Origin of the sequence: Micromonospora sp. LH3U1 (assembly GCF_028475105.1) — a bacterium.
Lineage (GTDB): Bacteria > Actinomycetota > Actinomycetes > Mycobacteriales > Micromonosporaceae > Micromonospora.
Genome location: NZ_CP116936.1, coordinates 6,078,894 through 6,102,593, shown reverse-complemented (window position 1 = coordinate 6,102,593; position 23,700 = coordinate 6,078,894). Strand labels below are relative to the sequence as shown.

Below are 23,700 nucleotides of genomic sequence, written 5' to 3'. Positions count from 1 at the left end.
CGTGAGCCAACCCACCCTGTTCGGCGCGGGTCCCGCGCCGGCGCCCCGGCTGGCGGACTCCGGGCCCCGGTACACGCCGATGGAGCTGGCCAAGCTGCTGCGGTTGCCGGCGCCGACCCGGGAGCAGGCCGCGATCATCGCCGCCCCGGTGGAGCCGCTGCTGGTGGTCGCGGGAGCCGGGTCGGGCAAGACCGAGACGATGGCCGCGCGGGTCGTCTGGCTGGTGGCCAACTCGTACGTGCGCCCGGAGCAGATCCTCGGGCTGACCTTCACCCGTAAGGCGGCGGGCGAGCTGGCTCACCGCGTACGGGCCCGGCTCGACCAACTGATCCGCCGCCTCGGCCGGCAGGGACGGGATCCGCTGGACGACCCGCTCGCCGGTGAGCCCACCGTCTCCACGTACCACTCGTACGCCGGACGGATCGTCACCGAGCACGGGCTGCGCGCCGGTTACGAGCCGTCCACCCGGCTGCTCACCGAGGCGTCCCGCTGGCAGTTGGTCGACCTGCTGGTGCGCAACTACGACGGCGACATGTCCGAGGTGGACCGGATGCCGAGCACCATCACCGACGCGGTGCTGGCGCTCGCGGGGGAGCTGGACGAGCACCTGGTCGCGCCGGACCAACTGGCGGCCTGGACCGGTCGGTTCTTCGCCGAGGTTCAGTCCCGGCCGGGTCGGGTGTACGCCGACGTGCGCAAGGCGCTCAACCTGCAGCAGACCCGGTTGCGCCTGCTGCCGCTGGTGCGGGCGTACGCCCGGCGCAAGGAGGACTTCGAGGCGATGGACTTCGCCGACCAGCTCGCGCGGGCGGCCCGGGTGGCCCGGGATCACCCGGGGGTCGGCGAGATCGAGCGGGACCGCTTCCGGGCGGTGCTGCTCGACGAATACCAGGACACCAGTCACGCCCAGGTGGTGCTGCTCAACGCGCTGTTCGGTGGCGGGCACCCGGTGACCGCGGTGGGCGACCCGTGTCAGTCGATCTACGGCTGGCGGGGGGCCAGTGCCGGCACCCTGGACCGGTTCCCCACCGAGTTCGCCCGCACCGACGGTCAGCCGGCCCAGGCGCTTGGGCTCACCACGAGCTGGCGCAACCGCCCGGAGATCCTCCGGGTGGCGAACGCGCTGTCGACACCGCTGCGGGCGGCGGGTGCCCAGGTGCCGGAGCTGCGCTCCGCGCTGACCGTCCAGGACCCGATCCCGCACCGCAGCCCGGGTGGTGCGGCCGGCGGCACGGTGCACTGCGCGATGCTGCCCACGTACGCCGACGAGGCCGGCTGGATCGCCGACAGTGTCCTCGCCGCCTGGCGTGGGGCGGCCCGGCTGCCGGGCGCGGCCCCCGAGCACATCCCGGTGGCGCAGCGCCCGACGACCGCCGTGCTGGTCCGGGTCCGCAGTCAGATTCCGGCGATCGAGTCGGCGCTGCGCGAGCGCGGCCTCCCGGTGGAGGTGGTGGGGCTGGGCGGCCTGCTGGACACCCCCGAGGTACGCGACGTGGTCTGCACGTTGCGGGTGCTGGCCGACCCGACCGACGGTGCCGCGCTGCTGCGGTTGCTCACCGGCGCCCGTTGGCGGATCGGGCCGCGCGACCTGGTGGCGTTGCACCGCCGGGCTCGGGCCATCGCCAACGCGCGGCGACAGGTGGCCGCCGACGACACCTCGGAGATCAGCCCCGACCTGCTGGACGAGGCGACTCTGGTGGAGGCGTTGGCCGATCTCGGGCCGGCGCAGGCGTACTCGGCGGAGGGCTTCGCGCGGCTGCGCGCGTACGGCCGGGAGTTGGCGCTGTTGCGCTACCGGTTGGACCAGGCCCTGCCGGACCTGATCGCGGACATCGAGCGGACCATCGGCCTGGACGTGGAGGTAGCGGTGCGGGCCGGCCGGGACGGCGCTGGCGACGCCGGCCTGGCCCGGGGTCACCTGGACGCCCTGGGTGACGTGGCGGCCCGGTTCAGCGGGGAGACGCCCGGCGCGACGCTCTCCGGGTTCCTGTCCTATCTGGCCGCCGCCGAGGACGAGGAGCGGGGTCTGGCGCCGGGCGAGGTCGAGGTGGTGGAGGGGGCGGTGCAGGTGGTGACCGCGCACGCCGCCAAGGGCCTGGAGTGGGACGTGGTGGCGGTGGCCGGGCTGAGCCGTGGGCTGTGGCCGGGGCCGGTACGCAACTCCGACCATTGGTTGGGCGGGCTGGGCGTGCTGCCGTTCCCCCTGCGCGGCGACGCCGACGGGTTGCCCGAGTTGGCGCTCGACGAGGCGGCGGACCAGCGGGCGGTGGCTCGGGCGGTGACCGACTTCACCGACGCGTGGCGGGCCCACGACGAGCGGGAGGAACGCCGCCTGACGTACGTGGCGGTCACCCGGCCGCGCCGGCTGCTGCTCTGCTCCGGCTACTGGTGGGGCGAGGGCACGAAGCGGCCGCGAGGTCCGTCGGTCTTCCTCCGCGAGGTGTACGACGCCTGCCTCGACGGCGGGCCGGGGCACCTGATCGACGCGTGGGCGCCGGAGCCGACCCCGGATGCGACGAACCCCACGGCTGAGGTGGTGCTCCGCGCCGAGTGGCCGGCCGACCCGCTGGGCGGGCGCCGGCCGGCGCTGGCCGAGGCCGCCGGGCTGGTGCGCCGCCTGATGACCGACGGTCCGGCTGCGGTGGTCGCCGGGCCGGTGGTGTCGAACGACCCGGAGGTCGGTCCCGAGCTGGACTCTGGGGTGGACCCGGAGGTGGCGCGTTGGCAGCGCGAGGCGGACCTGCTGCTGGCTGAGCGGGCCGAGCTGACCCGGCTCTCCGGTGCGGTCGAGGTGGCCCTGCCCGGGCAGTTGAGCGTCACCCAGCTTGTCGCGTTGCGGCGCGACCCGGCGGCGCTGGCCCGTACGCTGCGCCGCCCGGTGCCGGCCGAGCCCAACCCGTACGCCCGCCGAGGCACCGCCTTCCACGCCTGGTTGGAGCAGCGCTTCGGTGCTGACCGCCTATTGGACCTGGACGAGCTGCCCGGTGCGGCCGACGCGGATGCCGCGCCCGACGAGGCGCTCGTCGAGCTCCAGGAGCGGTTCCTGGCCAGCGAGTGGGCCGACCGGTCACCGGTGGAGGTGGAGGTCCCGTTCGCCACGGTGATCGCCGGAGTCGTGGTGCGGGGGCGGATGGACGCGGTCTTCGCCCGGCCGGGTGGACGGTTCGACGTGGTCGACTGGAAGACCGGCGCGCAGCCCGCCGGGACGGCCGCGGAGGTGGCCGCCGTGCAGTTGGCCGTGTACCGGCTGGCCTGGGCGGAGCTGGCGGGTGTGCCGGTCGACCGGGTGGGCGCGGCGTTCCATTACGTCCGGCACGGGGTGACGGTCCGGCCCGCCGATCTGCTGGATGTGACGGGGCTCACGGCCATGATCGCCCAGTTGCCCGAAGATTCCGCCCAACATTGACCGCGGCGGGAAAATCCGTGGTAGGTTGACCGGGTTGCAGTTTTGGTTACCAGAGACTCTGTGTGCGCCTGGCGGGATTGTGGCCCCAGGCGCTCTTTGTTGTGTCCGGAGTTCTCCGGGCGGGGCGACCAGAAGCGACAGGCGATTCGCGCATCCCCGCGCGGAGCGCTCCTCTTCGGGCACGCAACAAGTGCGAGTCCGACGTTCCGTCAAGGAGACGAAACACATGGCTATTGGCACCGTGAAGTGGTTCAACGCTGACAAGGGCTTCGGCTTCATCACCCCGGACGGCGGCGGCGCTGACGTCTTCGCCCACTTCTCGGCGATCCAGTCCTCCGGCTACCGGAGCCTGGACGAGAACCAGCGGGTCGAGTTCGAGGTCACCCAGGGCCAGAAGGGCCCGCAGGCGGAGAACATCCGCCCGATCTGATCTTCGGATTGGTCAGCATTACCTGTCGCGCCCTCCGGGTGTGACGGTGACGGGACCGGCCCGCCTCGCCGCCGTCTGCATACGCAGGCGGCGGCCCGGCGGCGGGCCGGCCCGTACTCCAATCGGTTCGTGCTTGTGAGTCCTGGCTGCCTCGTGCCGCCGGTTGACAGCGCCGACTTCGGCGCCCTCCCTCGACACGTGCCGCGTCGAGGAAGGCTTCCGCATGACCACAGTTATTCCTTCTTTCGCTCATACCGACCTGGCACCGGCGCTGCTCACCGCGCTGACCGCGCAGGGCATCACCGAGCCGTTCCCGATCCAGACGGCGACGCTGCCCGACTCGCTCGCCGGCCGGGACGTGCTGGGCCGGGGTCGTACCGGCTCCGGCAAGACCCTCGCCTTCGGGCTTGCGCTGCTGTCCCGCACCGCCGGCCGTAAGGCCCGGCCGGGTCGCCCGCTGGCCCTGGTGCTGGTGCCGACCCGCGAGCTGGCCCAGCAGGTCACCACCGCGCTGGCCCCGTACGCCCGCGCCGTCGGGCTGCGCTGCACCACCGTCGTCGGCGGTCTGTCGTTGCAGCGGCAGGCGGACGCGCTGCGCGCTGGCGCCGAGGTGGTTGTCGCCACCCCCGGCCGGTTGCACGACCTGATCAACCGTGGTGACGCCCGGCTCGACCAGGTCGAGATCACCGTGCTGGACGAGGCCGACCAGATGGCCGACATGGGCTTCCTGCCGCAGGTCACCAAGCTGCTGGAGCAGGTCGCGCCGCAGGGGCAGCGGATGCTGTTCTCCGCCACCCTGGACGGCGGTGTGGACCGGCTGGTCCGCCGCTTCCTGAGCAACCCGGTGACCCACTCGGTCGACCCGGGCACGGCCACCGTCACCGCGATGACCCACCACGTGCTGCACGTCGACGCGCTGGACAAGCCCGACGCGCTCACCCGGATCGCCGCCCGTGAGGGCCGCACCATCCTGTTCATGGGCACCAAGCACCGCGCCGACCGGCTGGCCCGCCAGTTGCTCTCCAAGGGCGTACGCGCGGCCGCGCTGCACGGCGGCAAGTCCCAGCCGCAGCGCACCCGGATCCTGGAGCAGTTCCGCAACGGCCAGGTGACCGCCCTGGTCGCCACCGACGTGGCGGCCCGGGGCATCCACGTGGATGGCCTGGACATGGTGGTCAACGTGGACCCGCCGACCGAGGCGAAGGACTACCTGCACCGGGGCGGCCGGACCGCCCGGGCCGGCGAGTCCGGCTCCGTGGTCACCCTGGTCCTGCCCGAGCAGCGCCGGGACGTGTCCCGGCTGATGGCCACCGCCGGTATCCGGCCCGAGTCGGTCCAGGTGCGCTCCGATGGCGAGGCGCTGGCCCGGGTGACCGGTGCTCGCGAGCCGTCCGGAGTGCCGGTGACCATCGTGGCCCCGCCGGCGCCTGCTGGTCGGGTCCGTACGGCCGGCAGCTCGGCTGCCGACGGTGGCGCCCGGCCGGCGCACCGCGCGTCGGGTCGGTCCCGCCGCCCGCGCCGCCCCCGCACCGTCTGATCTTGTAAGCCTCGACCGACCCGCCCCGCTTCGGCTGGGCGGGTCGGTTTTGTCTGCGCGGGCCGGTTGGCTATCCGTGCGGCCCGACCGGACAGCGGGACGCGCCGCACGGCCCACGTTTCTGAGTCGGTAATCAGCCTCCGCTGGGTCGGCTGGCCGACTGCGCGGCGGCTGGGCGTGGTCGAAGCTGACCGGCGGGGGGAAGTCGGGCGGGGGGCCCGGCACGGGAGGGGTGACCATGGCGGGCGGAGCCGGCTCGGGTGCACTGCGCGAACTGATCCTGGTGGTCGCGGTCGCGCTCGCCGGGTTGTTGCTCGCCATGGTTGCGGCCTTCGCGCCCTGGCACGCCACCCCGGCGGGTAATGCTCCCGCCGGTCTGGTGGAGCTGCACAGCCCTGGCGGCCCGGGCTCCGGCCCGTCGGTCGCACACGTGGGCTGAGCAGCGACCGGCCTACCGGTGCCGGCGGAGGGGCAGGCCCGGTCAGGATCGGTACGAGGTGTGGTCGGGTTGGCGGGGCACCGACCCGACCACATCGCCTCCGCCGCTCACGAGGTGGTGGGGGCGTGGTCGGTCGAGTTGTGGGTGAGCAGGTTGGCCAGGGTGGTGCTGTCGACCACCGTGGCGATGGCCCCGTGCACCGCCAGCCACACATCGGTCAGCCCCGCGGCCACCCCGTGGTAACCGGCGCGCTCGGCCGGCAGACCGCGCACCGTGGTGAGCGAGCCGCCGACCGCGCGCAGCACGTCCCCGACGGTGATCTGGTCGGGTGGGCGGGTCAGCGCGTACCCGCCGTCGGCGCCGCGATGGCTGTGCAGCAGACCAGCTCGGCGCAGATCGAGCAGGATGCCCTGTAGGAAGCTGAGCGGGATGTCCTGCACCTCGGCCAGACTGGCCGCCTTCACCAACCCGCCGCCACCACCACCGCCGTCGCCGTCGCCACCGCGGCTGGCGGCGGCGACGGCGAGCATCGCCCGGAGCGCATAGTCGCTGCGCGCGGAGACGTACACGGGTCAGTTGCCCGCCTGGTCGAGCACGCCCCAGCGACGCCGGATCGCCTTGTCCGCCGCGCCGAACGCGGCGTCCACAACCAGGCCGACGACCAGGATGACGATCATGGTGGAGAGCAGCCAGGGCGCGTCGGACAACTCGCGGGAGTAGGTGAGCTGGGCGCCGAGCGAGGTCTGCGAGATTCCGCTCACGAGCAGCTCACCGGCCATCAGGCTGCGCCAGGAGAAGGCCCAACCCTGCTTGAGCCCGGCGACGATCGCCGGCAGGGCGGCCGGCGCGATGACGTACCGGTAGAGGTTGAGCCCTCGGGCGCCCAGGTTGCGGCCGGCGCGCAGCAGCAGCGGCGGCACGTAGTCCACGCCGGAGATCACCCCGTTGGCGATGGACGGCGCCGCGCCGAGCACCACCACGAAGAAGATCGCCTTCTCGCTCAGCTCGAAGAGCAGGATGGCCAGCGGGAACCAGGCGATCGACGGCATGGTCTGCAACGCGGTGATCATCGAGCCGATGGCGGCGCGCAGCACCGTGGACCGGGCCACCGCGAGGCCCAGCAGCAGGCCGACGGCGACCGAGAAAACGTACCCGAGGGCGGCCCGCTGCAGCGTGGTGAGCAGGCCGTCCCAGAGCTGCGGGCCCTGGGCCTGGGCCACCAGCTCGCGGCCGACCTCCAGCGGGGCCGGCAGTGAGTACGGCGGCTTCCAGCCCGACCAGACCACGAACTGCCAGGTGGCGATGGCGATGGCGAGCGCGGCCAGCTTGGGCCAGGTGGCTGCCCAGATCCGGGCGCCCCGGGAGACCTCCTTGTCCCGGCCGGCGATCTCCAGCGCGTCGAGGCCGGTGATCTCTGCGTCGGTACGCGCCGAACTGGTGAGGGTGTCACTGGCCATGCCGGCCCACCTCCGTACGGAGCCGCTCGGTGACTTCGGCGGCGATGGCGGCGACCTCGGGGGAGTCGATCCGACGAGGGCGCGGGATGTTCACCTCGGTGGAGTAGATGATCCGACCGGGCCGGCTGGAGAGCAGGATGATCCGGTCGGCCAGCCGAGCGGCCTCGCGGACGTTGTGCGTCACGAAGAGCACCGAGAGCTTGCGCTCGGACCAGATCCGTTCCAGCTCGTCGTGCAGGATGTCCCGGGTCATCGCGTCCAGCGCGCCGAACGGCTCGTCCATGAGCAGCACCGGGGTGTCCAGGGCCAGGGTGCGGGCCAGCGCGACCCGCTGCCGCATCCCGCCGGAGAGCTCGTGCGGGCGCTTACGGCCGAAGTCGGCCAGGTGCACCGTACGCAGCAGCTCGGCGACCCGCTTACGTCGCTCGGCTCGGGGCAGCCGGCGCAGCTTTAGTGGCACCTCCACATTGGCGTCGACGGTCAGCCACGGGAAGAGCGCCGGCTCCTGGAACATCAGGCCCGGTTTGGCGTCGCGGGCCAGGGTGATCTGCCCACCGCTGACCCGGTCCAGCCCGGCCACCAGGTTGAGCAGAGTGCTCTTGCCGCAGCCGGACGCACCGACCAGGCAGACGAACTCGCCGGGCGCGACGTCCAGCGACACACCGTCCAGGGCCAGGACGGCGTTCGCCCCGCGCCCGTACACCTTGGTCACGCCGGAGAGCGCGACCGCGGTGGTCGCGCTCCCCGGCGCCGTCGTGGTCGACGTCATGGCTGGACGACCTCGGGCTTCCCCTGCGCCTTGAGCGCGTTGTTGAGGTACGTCAGGTCGTACAGGCCCTTGAGGTCCACCGGCTCGGTCAGTCCCACGTCGACGGCGTGGTCGAGCCCGGCCTTCAGGGAGGAGGAGATCGGGTCGTTGGTGAATTCCAAGGTCGGCCACGCCTGCTTGATCAGCTTCAGGTCCAGCGGCTTGCCGGTGATCTTGCCGATCGCGTCGGAGATGGCCTGCTGCGCCTCGTCGGGCTTGCTGTTGACGAACTCGTTGGCGGCCACCTGGCCGTCGACCAGCTTCTGCACCACGTCCGGGTGCGCCTTGAGGAACTTCGTGCTGACCAACAGGTTGGTGATGACGAACTTCTTGTCCGGCCACAGGTCACGCTCGTCGACCAGCACCTTGCCGCCGGCGTTGACCAGGCGGGAGACGAACGGCTCGGGCACCCAGGCGCCGTCGATCCCGCCGCTGTTGAACGTCTCGATCGTCTGGGCGTTCTCCTGCGGCACGATCTTGACGTCGCCACCACCCTCCTTGGTGGTGGTGAGGCCCTGCTGCTTGAGCCAGTAACGGATCGCCACGTCCTGGGTGTTGCCCAGCTGCGGGGTGGCGATCTTCTTGCCCTTCAGGTCCTGTGCGCCCGTGATGCCGGGCTTGACCACCAGCGCGACGCCGCCGGAGGCCGCACCGGAGACGACCCGGACGGCCTCGCCCTTGGACTTGGAGAAGGCGTTCACGGTCGGGTTCGGACCGATGTAGGTGGCGTCCAGCGCGCCGGAGAAAACGGCCTCGATGGCGGCCGGGCCGGCGTTGAAGGTCTTCGGGTCCAGCTTGACGTTGGCACCGAGCTTCTCAGCGAAGATGCCCTTCTCCACGCCGACGACCGCCGACGCGTGGGTGATGTTGGGGAAGTAGCCGAGGCGCAGCGTCACCGGGCCGGAGCTGCCGCTCGCGCCCTCGCTGTCGTCGCCGCACGCGGCGGTGCTGCCCAGGGTCGCCGCGCCGACCACGGCGAGGGTGGCCAGGGTGACCAACCGGCGCAGGGGGAGCCGTCTCATCGTCCATCCAATCCGCAGTATTCCTACTTAGTTGGTAGGAAGAGTGGGCCAGGCTGCGGTCAGCGTCAAGGCTCATCCACATGGCGGGATGGTGCGTCTCAGTTATGTCGGTATTTCCTACCAGCTTGCTAGGGTAACTGGCACTCGGTGATCGGCAGAGAGGCGACTTCGCGATGACCTTCCACTGGTTCCTGCCCACCTCCGGCGACGGCGACCAGGTCGGTGCCGCCACCGTCACCGCGGGTGCCGCCCGGCACGACCGGGCCGCCACCGTGGCGTACCTGGCTGAGGTCGGCCGGGCCGCCGAAACGCACGGTTTCACCGCCGTGCTCACGCCGGTCGGCGCCGGTTGCCCCGACCCGTGGATCGTCTGCGCGGCGGTCGCCCAGCACACCGAGCGGCTCGGCATGCTTGTCGCGGTCCGGGCCGGCTTCGCGCTGCCCACCCTGATCGCCCAGCAGGCCGAGGCGTTCCAGGCCATCTCCGGTGGCCGGCTGTCCCTCAACATCGTGACTGGCGGCGACCCGGCCGAGCAGCGGGCGTACGGCGACTTCCTCGGGCACGACGACCGCTACGCGCGCACCGGCGAGTTCATCGACGTGCTCCGCCGCGCCTGGGCCGGACGGCCCTTCGACTACGCGGGGAAGCACTACCGCGTCGACGGCGGCGGCCTGGCCACCCCGCTCGCCGACCCGCCGCCGGTCTACTTCGGCGGCGCGTCCCCCACCGCCGAGACGGTGGCCGCCCGGCAGGCCGACGTGTACCTGATGTGGGGCGAGCCGCCAGCCGCGATCGCGGCCCGGGTCACCCGGATCCGGGCGCTCGCCGCCGAGCACGACCGCACCCTGCGTACGGGCCTTCGGTTGCACGTCATCGCCCGACCCACCGGCGCCGAGGCGTGGGCGGAAGCCGACCGCCTGCTGGCCGGGATGAGCCCGGACCGGATCGCCGCCGCTCAGGCAAGGTTCCGCCGGATGGACTCGGTGGGCCAGTCCCGGATGGCGGCACTGAACGCCGGCCGGACCGACGGGCTCACCGTCGCACCGAATCTCTGGGCCGGCGTCGGCCTGGTCCGCGAGGGCGCCGGCACCGCGCTGGTCGGCAGCTACGCCGAGGTCGCGGCCCGCATCGATGAGTACGCCGCCCTCGGCGTCGACGAGTTCATCCTCTCCGGCTGGCCGCACCGGGAGGAGGCCGAGCGGGTTGGTGCCGAGGTGCTGCCCCTCGTCAGCGCCCCGGTCGCGGCGGCTCCGCTGAGGTCGCGGGTGGTGGGGGTGTCGACGCGCTAGGGTCGGTTCCGTGGCTTCGCGGAGATCCAGAATTCCAGCGACGAAGTATCCGGTCGAGCGGTTCACCCTCGACAACGGCCTGCGGGTGGTGCTCACCCCCGATCGCAGTGCCCCGGTGATCGGGGTGGCGGTGGTCTACGACGTCGGGATCCGCTCCGAGCCGGAGGGGCGCACCGGCTTCGCCCATCTCTTCGAGCACCTGATGTTCCAGGGCTCGGAAAACCTGGAGAAGCTGGCCCACTTCCGGCACGTGCAGGGCGCGGGTGGCACCTTCAACGGCTCCACCCACCTGGACTACACCGACTACTTCGAGACGCTGCCGAGCAACGCGCTGGAACGCGCGCTGTTCCTGGAGGCGGACCGGATGCGCGGCCCCCGGTTGACCGAGGAGAACCTGCGTAACCAGGTCGACGTGGTCAAGGAGGAGATCCGGGTCAACGTCCTCAACCGGCCGTACGGCGGTTTTCCCTGGCTGACCTTGCCGCCGGTCATGTTCGACACATTCCCGAACGCCCACGACGGCTACGGCTCCTTCGACGATCTGGAGTCGGCGACCGTCGCCGACGCCGCGGACTTCTTCCGCCGCTACTACGCCAGTGGCAACGCGGTCCTCGCCGTCAGCGGCGACATCGACGTGGCCGAGGCGACCGAGCTGGTCACCCGGCACTTCGGGGACGTACCCGCCCGGCCGGCTCCGAAGCGGCCCGACTTCACCGAGCCCGACCTGACCGCCGAGCGTCGTACCTCGTACACCGATGCTCTGGCACCGCTGCCGGCGGTGGCCGGCGCCTGGCGCGTGCCCGACCCGGTCACCGATTTCGCCGGTTACCTGCCGTACGTGGTGTTGGCCGAGGTGCTCACCGACGGCGACGCGTCGCGGCTGGTCGAGCGCCTGGTGCAGCGGGACCGCACGGTGAGCAGCCTCGGCGGATACCTCGGCTTCATGGGCGACCCGTTCGACGTACGCGACCCCACCGCGCTGCTGTTGCAGGCGCACCTGCCACCCGGTGGCGACGTGGACAAGGTGCTGCGCACCATCGACGAGGAACTGGACCGGCTGGCCATTGACGGGCTGACCGACGGCGAGCTGGCCCGCACCCAGGCCCGGATGGCGACCCACCTGCTGCGGGACACCGACGCGGTGCTCGGCCGGGCGCTGCAAATGGCCGTGCTGGAGCAGCAACGCGGCGAACCCGGCCTGCTCAACGAGTTGCCCCGGCTCGTCGGCGAGGTCACCGAGGAGCAGGTTCGGGCCGCCGCGGCCACCCTGCGCCCGGAGCGCCGGGCCGCGATCGAGGTCATTGCCGGAGGTGCCCGATGACGACCACCACCACTCCGGCCGGGCCGCGTACGCTGCCCCCGCTCGGACCGACCCGCAAGCTCAAGGTGCCCAAGCAGGCCGAGCGGACGCTGCGCAACGGCCTGACCGTGATCGCCGTACGCCGGCCCGCCGTGCCCCTGGTCGAGATGCGGCTCTGGGTCCCGTTCGGTCGGGTGCACCTGGCTCGCGGTGCGATGCTCTCGCAGACCATGCTCTCCGGCACCGAGTCGATGACCAGCGTGCAGATCGCCGCCGAGTTGCAGAAGGTGGGCGGCGGGCTCTCCGCGGGCGTCGACCCGGACCGGCTGATGCTCTCCGGCGCGGGCCTGGTCACCGGCCTGGACCGGATGCTGGAGTTGCTGGCCGAGGTGCTGACCAGCGCCAGCTACCCCAGCGACGAGGTGGCCACCGAACGGGACCGACTCGTCGACCGGATCCAGGTGGCGCAGAGTCAGCCGGCGCACCTGGCCCGGGAGGCGCTGCTGAAGCGGATCTACGGCCGGCACCCGTACGCGACGCAGACCCCGGAGCCCGGCCAGATCCGCGCCGTCCGGCCGGCGGCGCTGCGCACCCTGCACTCGGAGCGGGTCCACCCGGCCGGCGCGCAGTTGGTGCTGGTCGGTGACGTGCAGCCGGAGAAGGCCCTGGACGCGGCCGAGCGGGCCCTCGGCGGTTGGGCCGGTGCCGGGCGCACTGCCGAGCTACCGGCGACTCCGCCGCTGGAGCCGGGGCCGCTGCTGCTGGTCGACCGGCCCGGCTCGGTGCAGTCGTCGCTGCGAATCGCGCTTCCGGCGGTGTCCCGCACCGACCCCGATCACGCGCCGCTGCAACTGGCCAACCTGATCTTCGGTGGCTACTTCTCGTCCCGTTGGGTGGAGAACATCCGCGAGGACAAGGGCTACACCTACGGCCCGCACTCGGGGATCGAGCACTCCGTCGCCGGGTCGGTGCTGGTTGCCGCCGCCGAGGTGGCCACCGAGGTCACCGGGCCGGCATTGCTGGAGACGACGTACGAGCTGGGTCGGTTGGCGTCGCTGCCACCGAAGCCCGAGGAGTTGGAGCAGGCCCGTCAGTACGCCCTGGGCACTCTTCAGCTCGGCATGTCCACCCAGGCCGGGTTGGCGGCGTTGACCAGCGCGTACGCGGGCAACGGGCTGCGGCTGGACTTCCTCGCCGAGTACGCGGCGAGGTTGGCGAAGGCGAGCATCGACGACGTCGCGCAGGCGGCGGCCCGCTACCTGGCACCGGCACGGGCGGCGATCGTGGTGCTCGGCGACGCGGAGCGGGTCACCCCGGGGCTGGCCGCGCTGACCACGGTCCGCACCGAGCCCGTGTCGTGAGCGAGCGCAGCGAGCGAGCCATGAGGCTCAGCAGTGGAGCGCTGGCGTGAGCGGGGAGACGGCTCCACCGTTGGCCCGGTCCACGCTGGATCGGGCGGCACACCGGCGGGGTGACGCGCAGTGGTTGACCGAGGCGTGGTTGCGTGCCCGGGTGCTGTTGCTCGACTCGACCGACGAGGGTCGGACGTTGGCCCGCACCGACACGTCGCCTCCGGTGTTGGTGCTCTTCGGCGCGGCGGACGTGCCCGCCGGGTCCGAGTCGATGGCGATGTTTCTCGGTGTCGAGCCGGACGGGGTGCCGGTCTTCGCGGTCGACGCGCCGCTGCCGGCGTTACCGGGGACCCGGGCGGTCAACCTGCGCGAGGTGGGCCACCTGCTCGCCGATCGGGAGGCCGGCATCTTCACCACCGCCCTGGCGCTGGTCAACTGGCACATCCGGCACGGCTACTCGACGAGTACCGGGGCACCGACCGCGATGGACGAGGCCGGTTGGTCCCGGGTGGACCGCAACGGTGGGCGGATCTGGCCGCGTACCGACCCGGCGATGATCGTGCTGGTGCACGACGGCGTCGACGGCTCGGATGGGCGCTGCCTGCTCGGCAACAACGTCAGTTGGCCGGGCACTCCGGGCGAACGGCGCTACTCCTGCCTGGCCGGCTACGTCGAGCCGGGCGAGTCGGCGGAGGCAGCCGTGCTGCGCGAGGTCCGCGAGGAGGTGGGCATCGAGGTCGAGCGCATCGGGTACGTGGGCAGCCAGGCGTGGCCGTTCCCCGGTTCGCTGATGTTGGGCTTCCTGGCCACCGCGAACCCGAGCGATCCGGTGCAGGTCGACCCGTCCGAGATCGCGTACGCCCGGTGGTTCTCCCGCCGGGAGATCGGGGCGGCGCTGGCCGGGCAGACGGTGGACGTGGGCGACGGTGCCCGGCTGATCCTGCCGCCACCGTCGTCGATCGCGCTGTTCCTCATTCACCGTTGGCTGGACGGCTGGGTGGACGGCGACCGCTGAGCACGGTCCCGGCCCGTGGCCGCCGTTGCCGCGGCGGTCACGAGCCGGGAACACGGGCCGTCGTGGTCGGCGGGTGCGAAAAACGCGGCGGGGGAGCCGGTCCGACCACGACGGACGTCCTGTGGAATCAGGTGCCGATGCGGCCCGGTCTGTGTCGGAAGGCGGGTCGAGGCTCGCTCAGCGGCAGGACCTTGACCCGTTGCTTGCCGGCGCGGACCGCGCCGACCGTGGCCAGGGCGCGGGCCAGCAGCAGCGCGGCGTCCCGGTCCTCGGCGTGCACGATCTGCCGTCGCGACTCAGGCGTGGTCGTCTCGTCGCGAAGTCGGTGGCCGTCCGCCCAGGCGGCGGCGATGTCCCCGTCGGCGACGGCGCGGATGTCGGTGCGAACGATCAGGAACCGCATGAGGGTCTCCGGATGAACCGCGACTGATGAGCCAGTGTGGAAGTTCCACGTACTCGAGGCCATGTTACGCCCCGTGTTCGTCCCAGCAACTGAAACGCGCCTATCGGTTTCAAGCCTCGTCCGATCGGCGGATGGCTGCTCAGCGGGGTCGGCGGCGTCAAACGCGACAGGGCCGCCGGCAGCGCGCCGACGGCCCCGTGCGAGTCACCAGATCAGTTCAGATCGAACTGGCCCTTCTTTGCTCCGGTGATGAAACCGAGCCACCCGGTGCGGTTGAACAGCAGCACCGGGCCGCCTCGGTCCTTGCTGTCGCGCAGGGCGACCGCCGATGGGCCGGTGCTGAGTGGGGCGACCTCGACGCAGTTCGAGGTCTGGCTGCGCGTGCTGGTACGCCACGGGGCATCCGCCAACGAGTGGGCGGAGACGGACGGCGTGTTGCGGATGTCGTTCATGGTTCTGCTCCTGATGTGAACTGATCCGATGGGACGAGTGGTGCCGCACGCCCCGACGGAGGGTCCCCCGTGGATCACCGTTCCGTCAGCCGCCCCGAGGCCCGGCGGCGTTGGGTCGGCGCCGTTGCCGGCCCGAACGCCACTGTGGAAGGGGGCGTCGCCTCGGTCAGCCGTCCCGTCGCCTCGATCAGCCAGGAGAGGGTGTCCGAAGCGTTAAGTGCCGCCGTGCATAGCCACTCGAACACCACTTTATAGCGATTTAGCGCGATTGCCTCGGTCGACATGACGTCGGTGAAGCCACCTTCGATGGCCAATGTCTCCGGATCGAGGGGATCGGCGAACCGGTAGACCGAGAACGCGGTCGGCGGAAGGTACCAATTGCCGACCTGGGTGTCCCGGAGCAGCACGTGCAGGCTCACGTTGGGCAGCAGGGCCAGCTCGCAGAGTTGGAGCAACTGCTCGTGCAGCACCTCGGGTGGCCCGGCCCGGCGGCCGAGGGCCGCCTCCTCCAGCACGGCGGTGTAGCGGGGCGCGTGCGGCTCCCGGGTCAACAGCGACTGGCGGGCCAGCCGCGCCTGCACCTCGGTCTCCGGCTCGTCGTCGGGCTCCGGCTCGCCCGCACCCTCGCCCACCTGCCGGGCCGAGACGATCCGGACCTGGGCGTATCCGGGGGTCTGCAACAGGCCGGGAACCAGCACCGGGTTGTACTCGGAGATCTCCGCACAGCCCGCCTCCAACTCGGCCCAGCTGCGCTGCTGCTGCGTCATCACCGGGAAGTTCTTCAGCCAGCCGCGCATGTCGCCGGCCTCGCTGGTGATGCCGAGCAGTTCGTCGTGCACGGTCTTGTCGGCGCCGTAGAGATCGAGCAGATCGCCGACGTCCTGCGGGTCCGGTCGGCTGCGGCCATTCTCCAAACGGGACAGTTTGGACGCGGAGGCCCAACCGATACGCTCGATTACCTGGTCGCCCGTGAGGCCCGCGGCCTCACGCAGGCGGCGCAGCTCGACGCCCAACCGGCGACGACGCAGGATCGGGCTGGGTGCGGCAGGAGGCACAGTGTCCTCTTTCCCGTCGACCGACGCACACGCGACGGTAACTGTATGAAATTCGCCCCCCACGGTCAGTATGGACGGCGCGACCGGTGTCGGAGGTTCCGGCGGGGGCGTGTCTTGCGAAAAATGGACCACGGGTACGCCGGACGATGACGGACCCACGGTCGCGGCCTCGTCGACCCCGCCCACCTGGGCAGGCCATCCCGCCGGAGGGACCCCATGCGCACCGTCCTGCGCCGACCCGACTTCCGCCTGCTCTTCGGCGGCCTGTTGGCCAGCATGACCGCCGAGTCGATCCTGCTGCTGGCGCTCGCCATCTGGGTCAAGGATCTGACCGGCTCGAACGGGTTGGCCGGTGCCACGATCTTCGCCGTCATCGCGCCGATGACCCTGGCACCGCTGGTCGGCTGGTTCGTCGACCGGTACCCGCGCCGGCCGTTCTTCGTGGCCGCGAACGTGGTCACCGCGGCCCTGCTCACCCCGCTGTTCACCGTCCGGGACGCGGGCGACGTCTGGATCGTCTACCTGGTGGCCGCCCTGTACGGACTGTCGTCCATCACGCTCGGCGCGGCGCTCAGTGGGCTCATTCGGGAGTTGGTGCCGGTCGAGCTGCTGGCCGAGGCGAACGGCCTGCTGCAGACCGTACGCCAGGGGATGCGGCTGATCGGCCCGCTGGCCGGCGCGGCGCTCTACGCGGCGCTCGGCGGGTGGGCGTTGGCCGGGATCGGCATGGTCGGATTTCTGACCGCGGCGGCGGTGGTGACCGTGCTGCCCACCCCGCAACCGGTGCCGCCGGCCGTGCGGCTGCGCTGGCCAGCCGAGCTGGGCGCCGGTCTGCGGCACCTGGCTGGCGAGCCCGCGCTGCGTCGGGCCCTGCTCGGCTACGGGCTCGGGTCGCTGGTGATGGGCTTCAGCGAGTCGCTCATCTTCGCCTACGTCGACCAGGGGCTGAACCGGGATGCCGCGTTCGTGGGGGTGCTGGTCACCGTGCAGGGAGTCGGCGGGCTGCTCGGCGGGCTCTGCTCACCGACGCTGGTCCGCCGGCTCGGGGAGGTCGGCACGATGGCCGCCGGGGTCGCCTTCTTCGCCCCGGCCGCGCTCGCGCTCGCGTATCCCGATCTCCGGCTCGGGTTCGCGGCGGTGCTGCTGGCCGGAGTCTCGCTCCCGCTGACGATGGTGGGACTGCACACGCTGATCCAGCGTCGGACCCCGTCCGCGCTGGTCGGCCGGGTGGCCGCGGCCACCCAGGCGGTGGTCAGCGGGCCGCAGGCGTTCTCCATCGGGACGGGCGCCCTGCTGGTCGGTTTCCTGGACTACCGGGTGCTGTTCGCGCTGGTCGGGGTGGCCACCCTGGCCGCTGGCAGCTATCTCTGGCGAGGCCGGCACCTGAGCGCGCCGTCCGGCGCCCGTCCGCCCACGCCGCCGACCCGCCCGACGCTCCCGGCACCCCGGCGACCGGCCGAGGACGCTGACCGCACCGTGGCGACCGGCACCCACCGACCGCCGCCACGGTGACCGATTCCGGACACGACGAGCGGCCGCCCCGGGTGGGACGGCCGCTCGTCGACAGTGCCCCGGCGGTCAGGCGCTGAGGGTCTCCAGGTGCTGCTTGACCTGGGTGATCGAGGGATTCGTCAGGGCGCTGCCGTCGGCGAAGTGCAGCGTCGGCACCGTCTGGTTGCCGCCGTTGACGCTCATCACGAACTCCGCGGCCTTCGGGTCCTGCTCGATGTCGACCACCTCGTAACCGATGCCCTCCCGGTCGAGCTGCGACTTCAGCCGGTGGCAGTAGCCGCACCAGGGGGTGGAATACATCGTCAGCATGGTCGGATCCTCCAACTCCTCCGGCCGCGGCTTGCGGATCAAGCCGAGGCTGTTCGCTGCAACGCTCGGGGGAGCTGAGATGATTCCTGGTTGTGGTGGTTCACTCAGGGTCGGAAAAGGTGCTCGCCGGGCTGGACCCGGAGCAACGCTCCGCGGTGACCGCACCCGCCGGCCCGGTGTGCATCCTGGCCGGCGCCGGCACCGGCAAGACCCGGGCGATCACTTCCCGGATCGCCCACCGGGCGCTCTCCGGTGAGATCTCCCCCCGGCACGTCCTCGCGGTCACCTTCACCGCCCGGGCGGCTGCCGAGATGCGGAGTCGGCTCACCGTGCTCGGGGTCGGCGGTGTGCAGGCCCGCACGTTCCACGCGGCGGCGCTGCGCCAGGTGCGATACTTCGCGCCCCGGCTGCTGGCCGGCCGGGCCATGCCCGAACTGCTGGACAGCAAGGTGCGGCTGGTCACCCTCGCCGCCGCCCGGGTCGGCCTGCGCACCGACCGGGCCGCCGCGCGGGACCTGGCCGGTGAGATCGAATGGGCCAAGTCGTCGCTGGTCGAGCCATCGGAGTACGTGGTGTCGGCGGCCCGGGCGCTGCGCGACACACCGCACGAGCCGGCGAAGGTGGCCGAGGTGTTCACCGCGTACGAGCAGGTCAAGCGCTCGAACGGCGTGATCGACTTCGAGGACATGCTGCGCGCCGCGGTGTGGGGCATCGAGGAGCACTCGGACGTCGGCGAGCAGGTCCGTGGCCAGTACCGGCACTTCGTGGTCGACGAGTACCAGGACGTCAACCCCCTCCAGCAGCGGTTGCTGGACGCCTGGCTGGGTGGCCGCAACGACCTGACCGTGGTCGGCGACGCCAGCCAGACGATCTACTCGTTCACCGGGGCGACCTCGGCGTACCTGGTCGACTTCCCCCGCCGGCACCGGAACGCCACCGTGGTCCGGCTGGTCCGCGACTACCGCTCCACCCCGCAGGTGGTCGGGCTGGCCAACGCGGTGATCTCCCAGGCCCGGGGCACCGAGGCGCGCCTGCGGCTGGAGTTGAGCGGGCAGCGCCCACCCGGCCCCGAGCCGGACCTGCGGATCTTCACCGACGAGCCGGCCGAGGCGAACGCGGTGGCCGCGCGCTGCCGGTCGCTGATCGACGCGGGCACGCCGGCGAAGGAGATCGCCGTGTTGTTCCGGATCAACGCGCAGTCCGAGGCGTACGAGAAGGCGCTCACCGAGGCCGCGGTGCCGTACGTCGTGCAGGGTGCGGAGCGGTTCTTCGAGCGGACCGAGGTGCGCCAGGCGATGGTCGCGTTGCGCGCCGCCACCCGATCGATCCCCGGCGAGACGCCACTGCCGACCGCCGTCGTCGAGGCGCTCACCGCGGTGGGCTGGGCCCCGGACGCGCCCCCGGCCGGTGGCGCCGCCCGCGAGCGGTGGGAGGCGCTGTCCGCGCTGGTCCAGCTCTCCGAGGAGTACGCGGCCACCCCCGAGGTGGTGCCGATCGGCGAGGCCGCGTCGGTGGAACGCCCCGTCACCCTCTCCGACTTCACCGAGGAACTCGCCCGCCGGGCCGCCCAGCAGCACGTACCGACGGTGGACGGGGTGACCCTCGCCTCGCTGCACTCGGCCAAGGGGTTGGAGTGGGACGCGGTCTTCCTGGTCGGTCTCGCCGAGGGCACTCTGCCCACCACGTACGCCAAGACCGTCGAGCAGGTCGAGGAGGAGCGCCGCCTGCTCTACGTCGGGATCACCCGCGCGCGGCAGTGGCTCTGGCTGTCGTACGCCGCAGCACGCTCACCGGGCGGACGGGCCCGGCGTCCGTCGCGGTTCCTGCCCCAACTGGATCGTTCCGGCGGCGCCGAACGGGCGACCGGCGGCAGCCCGGCGGCCAAACGCCCCGAACGGCGTCGAACCCAGATCATGTCCTGCCGGATCTGCGGCGCCACCCTGCTCGCCGGCCCGGACCGCAAGCTGGGTCGCTGCCCCACCTGCCCGTCCGACATCGACGAGGAGCTGCACGAACGGCTGAGCGAGTGGCGGCGGCGGGTGGCCGGGGCGCAGAAGGTCCCGGCGTACGTGGTCTTCACCGATGCGACGCTGATCGCGCTGGCCGAGCGGCGACCGGGCCGGCCCGAGGAGTTGATCGCCATCGCCGGTATCGGCCCCCGCAAGCTGGGCCTCTACGGGGATTCCGTGCTGGCGCTGGTGGGGGGCGCCGGGGTGGACGATGTCTGCCCGGAGAAAACTTTCGAAATCTCGTCGTAAATTCGTTTGCCCTCGCCCCGGCGCGAGGAATAGCCTCAGAACACACCACGCGAGCGGCGCCATTCCGGCTGCTCACGGGGTTGGTCCAGTCGATTCGAGGAACGTGAGGGAGGTGCACCGTGAAGATCTTCACCTATGAGCGTCTGGCGGTGATGCCGTCTGTCCACGCTCCGCTGTCGACTGTCCGGGTGGCCCTTTTGGCTGCACGACCGTCGGTTCCACAGGTGCACCAGGTTCAGGCCGAGCTGATCCTGACCGTCGCACCCGCCGGAGTCGAGGGGACCAGTGGCTTCACGGGCAATGGCATTCAGGTCGCCAAGAAGCGCATGGATGTCCGCGGCGTTCCACCTCGAGGTAGACCGGTCTGACCATCAGACACCGGCTCACCTCGAGGCCGCGGAACCCGTTTACCGGGATCCGCGGCCTCAGTTTTTTGCCCGCCGTAAGTACGTCGGAATGCGATCCACGAGATCGAAGTGAGAGAGAGGTGACCGGGAGATGAGTCTGGCGTTGGCCCCCCTCGACGTGAGCGTCGAGATGGAGGCGAACCTGCCCTGCCGGAAGTTCGACCCCGACCTGTGGTTCTCCGACTCGCCTGCCGAGCTCGAGCTGGCCAAGTCGCTCTGCGGGGACTGCCCGCTGCGCGTCGAGTGCCTGGCTGGGGCGGCGGAGCGAGCGGAGCCGTGGGGCGTCTGGGGCGGCGAGATCTTCGAGCGTGGCGCGGTTGTCCCGCGTAAGCGGCCCCGTGGCCGTCCGCGTAAGGAAGACGTCGCTCGTGACGCCGAGCTTCGGGTCGAGGCCGAGGCGCGCCTGGCGGCCAGTGGGCTGTCCGAGGTGCGTGGCGCGGTCCGGCTGGCAGCCTGACATGTTCCCGACCCGTACCAACTACGCCGGTGACACACCGGCAGTGAGTGAGAAGACGATGTTGAACGTCCCGTCCCGAGCCTTCGAGATGCAACTACTTCACCAAGCGTTGTCCCGGGCTCGAATGCGCCAGCCTCAGGCCGGTCGTACCACCACGAGCACTGAGGCAACCCGTTCCGCCCGTACCGTCGCCATGAACAGCCGCAACCAGGCGGCTCGCGAACTGGGCGTTCTCTAGTACCACCCCATGCGGAAGGGCGGGTGCCGGTCGGCACCCGCCCTTCTTGGCGTCGTCAGGCGACCGGGGCGAAGCCGGGCAGCCAACGCTCCAGGATGCTGCGGTACGGCGCCTTCGCCTCCAACTGGCAGAGCACCCCGATCGACCCGAGCGTCACCCGGTGGATCAGCAGGTACGACGGTGGCAGGTTGAGCTGCCTGCTCAGCTGGTACGTGGGGGAGCGAGGGCTTGCCAGCCGGCCCGCCTCCGCACGAAGCCAGGCCCGGGTGAACCGGAACCCGTCTGCCGCGATGGGCTCCAGCATCGGACGGATGAAGTCGAGCACCCCCTCGGCGTCGATCACCTCGGCGGAGCCGATGAACCCCTCTGACCGCAGTCCCGCCACCACCTCGTCGGCGTCGCCGCGCAGGGCCATGGCGGCGATGCGGCCGATCGGCTCCGGCGTGCCCTCCGGCATCCGGGCCACCGCACCGAAGTCGATCACCCCGAGTCGGCCGTCGGGCAGCAGCCGGAAGTTTCCCGGGTGCGGGTCGGCGTGCAGCAGCCCAGCCCGCTGTGGCGCGGAGAGGTGGAGGGTGGCCATCAACCGGCCCGCCTCGTCCCGATCCTCCTCGCTGCCCTCGCGGATGATGTCGGCCAGCGGGGTGCCCGTCACCCATTCGGTGACCAGCACCCGGGGCGCCGCGTTGACCACCCCCGGGATGTAGATCTCCGGGTCGCCGGCGTACGCGGCAGCGAAGGCGCGCTGCGACTCGGCTTCCAGCTCGTAGTCCAGTTCCTCGGTGATCCGCTCGCGCAACTCGACCAGGAGCGGCTTGACGTCCAGACCGGGCTGGATGGCCCGGAACATCCCGCCGAGGCGGGAGAGCTGCTTGAGATCGCTGAGCAGCGCGTCGCCGGCGCCCGGATACTGGATCTTGACAGCCACGTCGCGGCTGTTCGGCGCGCCCGATTCGTCGAACCCCGGCTCCCGCCACCGTGCCCGGTGCACCTGGCCGATGCTGGCGGCGGCGGCCGGGGTGTCGTTGAACTCGACGAACCGGTCCCGCCAGTCAGGGCCGAGCTGCTCGGCCAGCACCTTGTGCACGCTGGCGGCCGGCAGCGGTGGCGCCGCCTCCTGGAGCTTCGTGAGCGCCTGCCGGTAGGGCGCGGCGATCTCCTCCGGCAACGCCGCCTCGAAGACCGACAGCGCCTGGCCGAACTTCATCGCCCCGCCCTTGAGCTGGCCCAGCACGCTGAACAGTTGCTCGGCGGTGCGCTGCTGGATCTCCGCGGAGATCACGTCGGAGGCGAGCCCGGTGACGCGCTTTCCCATGCCGAGAACGGTCCGGCCGGCGAAGCCGAGCGGCAGGGCGGCGAGCTTGGCGGTGCGGGACACGGCGCGGCGCGGGATGTCGGTCACACGGTCATTGTTACCGACCGAAGGGCCCCGCTGCTGCTCTGCGCCCGGGCTGGTGCGGACACTCTGCCCTGCGAACACCCACACACCGGGTGTGGCGGCCAGCCCCGACGACGGAAACGGCCCGCACCGGTGATCTCCATGGCTCCGCCCAGCGTCTCCGGCTGACCGCCGTCGAGCTGCGTCAGCGCCTCGGCCAGCGCGTACCCGGTGGCCGCGAGCAGCGTGCCGGTCGCGCCGGCGGCCACCGGGTCGGCGGCGGCGAGTTGGGCGGCGAGCCGCGGCCAGTCCGGGTCGCGGTCGGCCCGGTGCAGCTCGACGCAGTGCAGGCAGGGCCCGGCGGGCGGGCGGACCAGTGGCCCGATGACCGGTACGCCCTCGCGCAGGGTGACCAGCAGATGCGGCTGCCGGCGCTGGGCGAAACCGGCGGCGAGCAGCGCGGGCGGTCGGTCGGTGCCGAGTTGGATCACCAGGTCCACCCGTCCGACCCGGCCCGGGTGGGTGCCGGTGCCCGGCGCGACGCGCTTGACGGCGGCCCGTACCGCCGGTGCCAGCGGGTGGCCCAGCTCGGTGGCGGGGATGCCCGTGCCGACCAGGTCGACGGAACGCACCGGGCCGGTGAGCTGGGGGTTGACCTGCCCGACGCCGGACTGGGCCAACGCCACCGTCAGCGGCCCGCCGAGCGGCCCGGCGCCGGTGAGCAGGACTCGGGCGGCCCGCCGCCGCCGCAGGACCTGCGCGGGGGTGCCGGGCAGTCGAGCGGCGGCCAGGGCCAGCGCGCCGGCCTCCGCCGCGAGCCGGGCACGGACCGGGCCAGCCAGGTCGCGGGGGAGCAGGCTGTGCGCGGGCACCAGCAGGCCGGCCGCACGCAGGGCGTCGAGCAGGGTACGCGCGTCGTCGGCAGCGACCCGGGCGGTGGCTGCCTGGGCCAGGACGGCGCGTTCGCTGCGGGTGCCGTCGAGCAGGTCGAGCAGGTGGGCTGCGCGCGGATTGGCCAACTCCAGCAGCACGGCGGGCCCGGGACCGACACCGAGCTGGAGGGTGTGCCGATCCCGCCAGAGCCGGTTGAGGCCGGGTAGCAGCGTGGGGCGGGGCAGTACGGTGCGGCTCATGGTCACGAATCGTGATCGCAACCTCGCGTTCGGTCGATCGTTG

22 protein-coding genes are annotated in these 23,700 nt (G+C 72.1%); 12 read left to right on the top strand and 10 right to left on the bottom strand.

The annotated features are described in order from the left end of the window. Position 1: 1 nt before the first annotated feature. From PCA76_RS27955 to PCA76_RS27940, 4 genes are all read left to right on the top strand, one after another. Positions 2 to 3,406, top strand: a complete 3,405-nt coding sequence (locus PCA76_RS27955; RefSeq protein WP_272613426.1) for an ATP-dependent helicase — start codon at positions 2 to 4, stop codon at positions 3,404 to 3,406. Positions 3,407 to 3,632: 226 nt separating this feature from the next. Next, entirely contained in the window at positions 3,633 to 3,836 is a 204-nt protein-coding gene (gene cspE / locus PCA76_RS27950; RefSeq protein WP_101369720.1) for a transcription antiterminator/RNA stability regulator CspE, read from the top strand. Between the two features lie 223 nt (positions 3,837 to 4,059). Then, on the top strand, positions 4,060 to 5,373 hold the full coding sequence (locus PCA76_RS27945) for a DEAD/DEAH box helicase (protein WP_272613425.1): 1,314 nt from the start codon (positions 4,060 to 4,062) through the stop codon (positions 5,371 to 5,373). Between the two features lie 238 nt (positions 5,374 to 5,611). Then, complete coding sequence (locus PCA76_RS27940; RefSeq protein WP_272613424.1) at positions 5,612 to 5,812, top strand: hypothetical protein; 201 nt, start codon at positions 5,612 to 5,614, stop codon at positions 5,810 to 5,812. Positions 5,813 to 5,919: 107 nt separating this feature from the next. Here PCA76_RS27940 and PCA76_RS27935 read toward each other — a convergent pair whose 3' ends face one another. The 4 genes from PCA76_RS27935 to PCA76_RS27920 are packed head-to-tail and all read right to left on the bottom strand — an operon-like array spanning position 5,920 to position 9,099. Next, positions 5,920 to 6,381 carry an RrF2 family transcriptional regulator gene (locus tag PCA76_RS27935; protein WP_272613423.1) on the bottom strand — a complete coding sequence of 154 codons (462 nt, stop codon included), beginning with the start codon at positions 6,379 to 6,381 and terminating at the stop codon, positions 5,920 to 5,922. A gap of 3 nt (positions 6,382 to 6,384) precedes the next feature. Next, a complete protein-coding gene (locus PCA76_RS27930; RefSeq protein WP_272613422.1) occupies positions 6,385 to 7,269 on the bottom strand; it encodes an ABC transporter permease in 885 nt (294 codons plus the stop codon). Next, entirely contained in the window at positions 7,259 to 8,038 is a 780-nt protein-coding gene (locus PCA76_RS27925; protein ID WP_272613421.1) for an ABC transporter ATP-binding protein, read from the bottom strand. The genes PCA76_RS27930 and PCA76_RS27925 overlap by 11 nt, the downstream gene beginning before the upstream one ends. Further along, on the bottom strand, positions 8,035 to 9,099 hold the full coding sequence (locus tag PCA76_RS27920; RefSeq protein WP_272613420.1) for an ABC transporter substrate-binding protein: 1,065 nt from the start codon (positions 9,097 to 9,099) through the stop codon (positions 8,035 to 8,037). The genes PCA76_RS27925 and PCA76_RS27920 overlap by 4 nt, the downstream gene beginning before the upstream one ends. A gap of 173 nt (positions 9,100 to 9,272) precedes the next feature. Between PCA76_RS27920 and PCA76_RS27915 the strand changes: the two genes are divergently transcribed. Genes PCA76_RS27915 through nudC form a run of 4 tightly spaced genes read left to right on the top strand, consistent with a single transcriptional unit; the run spans position 9,273 to position 14,055 of the window. Beyond that, positions 9,273 to 10,388 carry an LLM class flavin-dependent oxidoreductase gene (locus PCA76_RS27915; RefSeq protein ID WP_272613419.1) on the top strand — a complete coding sequence of 372 codons (1,116 nt, stop codon included), beginning with the start codon at positions 9,273 to 9,275 and terminating at the stop codon, positions 10,386 to 10,388. A 10-nt stretch (positions 10,389 to 10,398) separates the two neighbouring features. Further along, entirely contained in the window at positions 10,399 to 11,709 is a 1,311-nt protein-coding gene (locus PCA76_RS27910) for a M16 family metallopeptidase (protein ID WP_272613418.1), read from the top strand. Next, entirely contained in the window at positions 11,706 to 13,049 is a 1,344-nt protein-coding gene (locus PCA76_RS27905) for a M16 family metallopeptidase (protein ID WP_272613417.1), read from the top strand. The genes PCA76_RS27910 and PCA76_RS27905 overlap by 4 nt, the downstream gene beginning before the upstream one ends. 46 nt (positions 13,050 to 13,095) lie before the next feature. Continuing rightward, entirely contained in the window at positions 13,096 to 14,055 is a 960-nt protein-coding gene (nudC, locus tag PCA76_RS27900) for an NAD(+) diphosphatase (protein ID WP_272613416.1), read from the top strand. Positions 14,056 to 14,182: 127 nt separating this feature from the next. Here nudC and PCA76_RS27895 read toward each other — a convergent pair whose 3' ends face one another. The 3 genes from PCA76_RS27895 to PCA76_RS27885 form a co-directional block, all read right to left on the bottom strand. Further along, positions 14,183 to 14,458 (bottom strand): hypothetical protein, encoded by a 276-nt coding sequence (locus tag PCA76_RS27895; RefSeq protein WP_272613415.1) that lies wholly within the window; start codon positions 14,456 to 14,458, stop codon positions 14,183 to 14,185. 212 nt (positions 14,459 to 14,670) lie between these two features. Continuing rightward, entirely contained in the window at positions 14,671 to 14,910 is a 240-nt protein-coding gene (locus tag PCA76_RS27890) for a DUF397 domain-containing protein (protein ID WP_272613414.1), read from the bottom strand. Positions 14,911 to 14,984: 74 nt separating this feature from the next. Next, complete coding sequence (locus PCA76_RS27885) at positions 14,985 to 15,965, bottom strand: helix-turn-helix domain-containing protein (protein WP_272613413.1); 981 nt, start codon at positions 15,963 to 15,965, stop codon at positions 14,985 to 14,987. Positions 15,966 to 16,181: 216 nt separating this feature from the next. Here PCA76_RS27885 and PCA76_RS27880 point away from each other — a divergent pair, with 216 nt between their 5' ends. Continuing rightward, positions 16,182 to 17,477, top strand: coding sequence for an MFS transporter (locus tag PCA76_RS27880; RefSeq protein WP_272613412.1), 1,296 nt, complete (start codon positions 16,182 to 16,184; stop codon positions 17,475 to 17,477). A 66-nt stretch (positions 17,478 to 17,543) separates the two neighbouring features. Here the strand turns inward: PCA76_RS27880 and PCA76_RS27875 are convergent, their stop codons facing one another. Next, complete coding sequence (locus PCA76_RS27875) at positions 17,544 to 17,786, bottom strand: mycoredoxin (protein ID WP_272619683.1); 243 nt, start codon at positions 17,784 to 17,786, stop codon at positions 17,544 to 17,546. A 92-nt stretch (positions 17,787 to 17,878) separates the two neighbouring features. Here PCA76_RS27875 and PCA76_RS27870 point away from each other — a divergent pair, with 92 nt between their 5' ends. From PCA76_RS27870 to PCA76_RS27860, 3 genes are all read left to right on the top strand, one after another. After that, on the top strand, positions 17,879 to 20,044 hold the full coding sequence (locus PCA76_RS27870) for an ATP-dependent DNA helicase UvrD2 (RefSeq protein WP_272613411.1): 2,166 nt from the start codon (positions 17,879 to 17,881) through the stop codon (positions 20,042 to 20,044). Between the two features lie 119 nt (positions 20,045 to 20,163). Next, positions 20,164 to 20,412 (top strand): hypothetical protein, encoded by a 249-nt coding sequence (locus PCA76_RS27865; RefSeq protein WP_272613410.1) that lies wholly within the window; start codon positions 20,164 to 20,166, stop codon positions 20,410 to 20,412. 130 nt (positions 20,413 to 20,542) lie between these two features. After that, on the top strand, positions 20,543 to 20,908 hold the full coding sequence (locus PCA76_RS27860; RefSeq protein WP_272613409.1) for a WhiB family transcriptional regulator: 366 nt from the start codon (positions 20,543 to 20,545) through the stop codon (positions 20,906 to 20,908). Between the two features lie 293 nt (positions 20,909 to 21,201). On the opposite strand, the gene PCA76_RS27855 is transcribed toward PCA76_RS27860, so the two are convergent. Both PCA76_RS27855 and PCA76_RS27850 read right to left on the bottom strand, forming a co-directional pair. Next, positions 21,202 to 22,548, bottom strand: coding sequence for an ABC1 kinase family protein (locus tag PCA76_RS27855; protein ID WP_272613408.1), 1,347 nt, complete (start codon positions 22,546 to 22,548; stop codon positions 21,202 to 21,204). Continuing rightward, on the bottom strand, positions 22,545 to 23,657 hold the full coding sequence (locus PCA76_RS27850) for a TOMM precursor leader peptide-binding protein (RefSeq protein ID WP_272613407.1): 1,113 nt from the start codon (positions 23,655 to 23,657) through the stop codon (positions 22,545 to 22,547). Before PCA76_RS27850 ends, PCA76_RS27855 begins: the two co-directional genes overlap by 4 nt. Between the last annotated feature and the right edge of the window lie 43 nt (positions 23,658 to 23,700).

Coding starts and splice junctions, on each gene's coding strand:
- cspE (WP_101369720.1), top strand. CDS start 3,633: ATGGCTATTGGCACCGTGAAGTGGTTCAACGCTGACAAGGGCTTCGGC.
- PCA76_RS27945 (WP_272613425.1), top strand. CDS start 4,060: ATGACCACAGTTATTCCTTCTTTCGCTCATACCGACCTGGCACCGGCG.
- PCA76_RS27940 (WP_272613424.1), top strand. CDS start 5,612: ATGGCGGGCGGAGCCGGCTCGGGTGCACTGCGCGAACTGATCCTGGTG.
- PCA76_RS27930 (WP_272613422.1), bottom strand. CDS start 7,269: ATGGCCAGTGACACCCTCACCAGTTCGGCGCGTACCGACGCAGAGATC.
- PCA76_RS27925 (WP_272613421.1), bottom strand. CDS start 8,038: ATGACGTCGACCACGACGGCGCCGGGGAGCGCGACCACCGCGGTCGCG.
- PCA76_RS27920 (WP_272613420.1), bottom strand. CDS start 9,099: ATGAGACGGCTCCCCCTGCGCCGGTTGGTCACCCTGGCCACCCTCGCC.
- PCA76_RS27915 (WP_272613419.1), top strand. CDS start 9,273: ATGACCTTCCACTGGTTCCTGCCCACCTCCGGCGACGGCGACCAGGTC.
- PCA76_RS27905 (WP_272613417.1), top strand. CDS start 11,706: ATGACGACCACCACCACTCCGGCCGGGCCGCGTACGCTGCCCCCGCTC.
- PCA76_RS27895 (WP_272613415.1), bottom strand. CDS start 14,458: ATGCGGTTCCTGATCGTTCGCACCGACATCCGCGCCGTCGCCGACGGG.
- PCA76_RS27890 (WP_272613414.1), bottom strand. CDS start 14,910: ATGAACGACATCCGCAACACGCCGTCCGTCTCCGCCCACTCGTTGGCG.
- PCA76_RS27880 (WP_272613412.1), top strand. CDS start 16,182: ATGCGCACCGTCCTGCGCCGACCCGACTTCCGCCTGCTCTTCGGCGGC.
- PCA76_RS27875 (WP_272619683.1), bottom strand. CDS start 17,786: ATGCTGACGATGTATTCCACCCCCTGGTGCGGCTACTGCCACCGGCTG.
- PCA76_RS27860 (WP_272613409.1), top strand. CDS start 20,543: ATGAGTCTGGCGTTGGCCCCCCTCGACGTGAGCGTCGAGATGGAGGCG.
- PCA76_RS27850 (WP_272613407.1), bottom strand. CDS start 23,657: ATGAGCCGCACCGTACTGCCCCGCCCCACGCTGCTACCCGGCCTCAAC.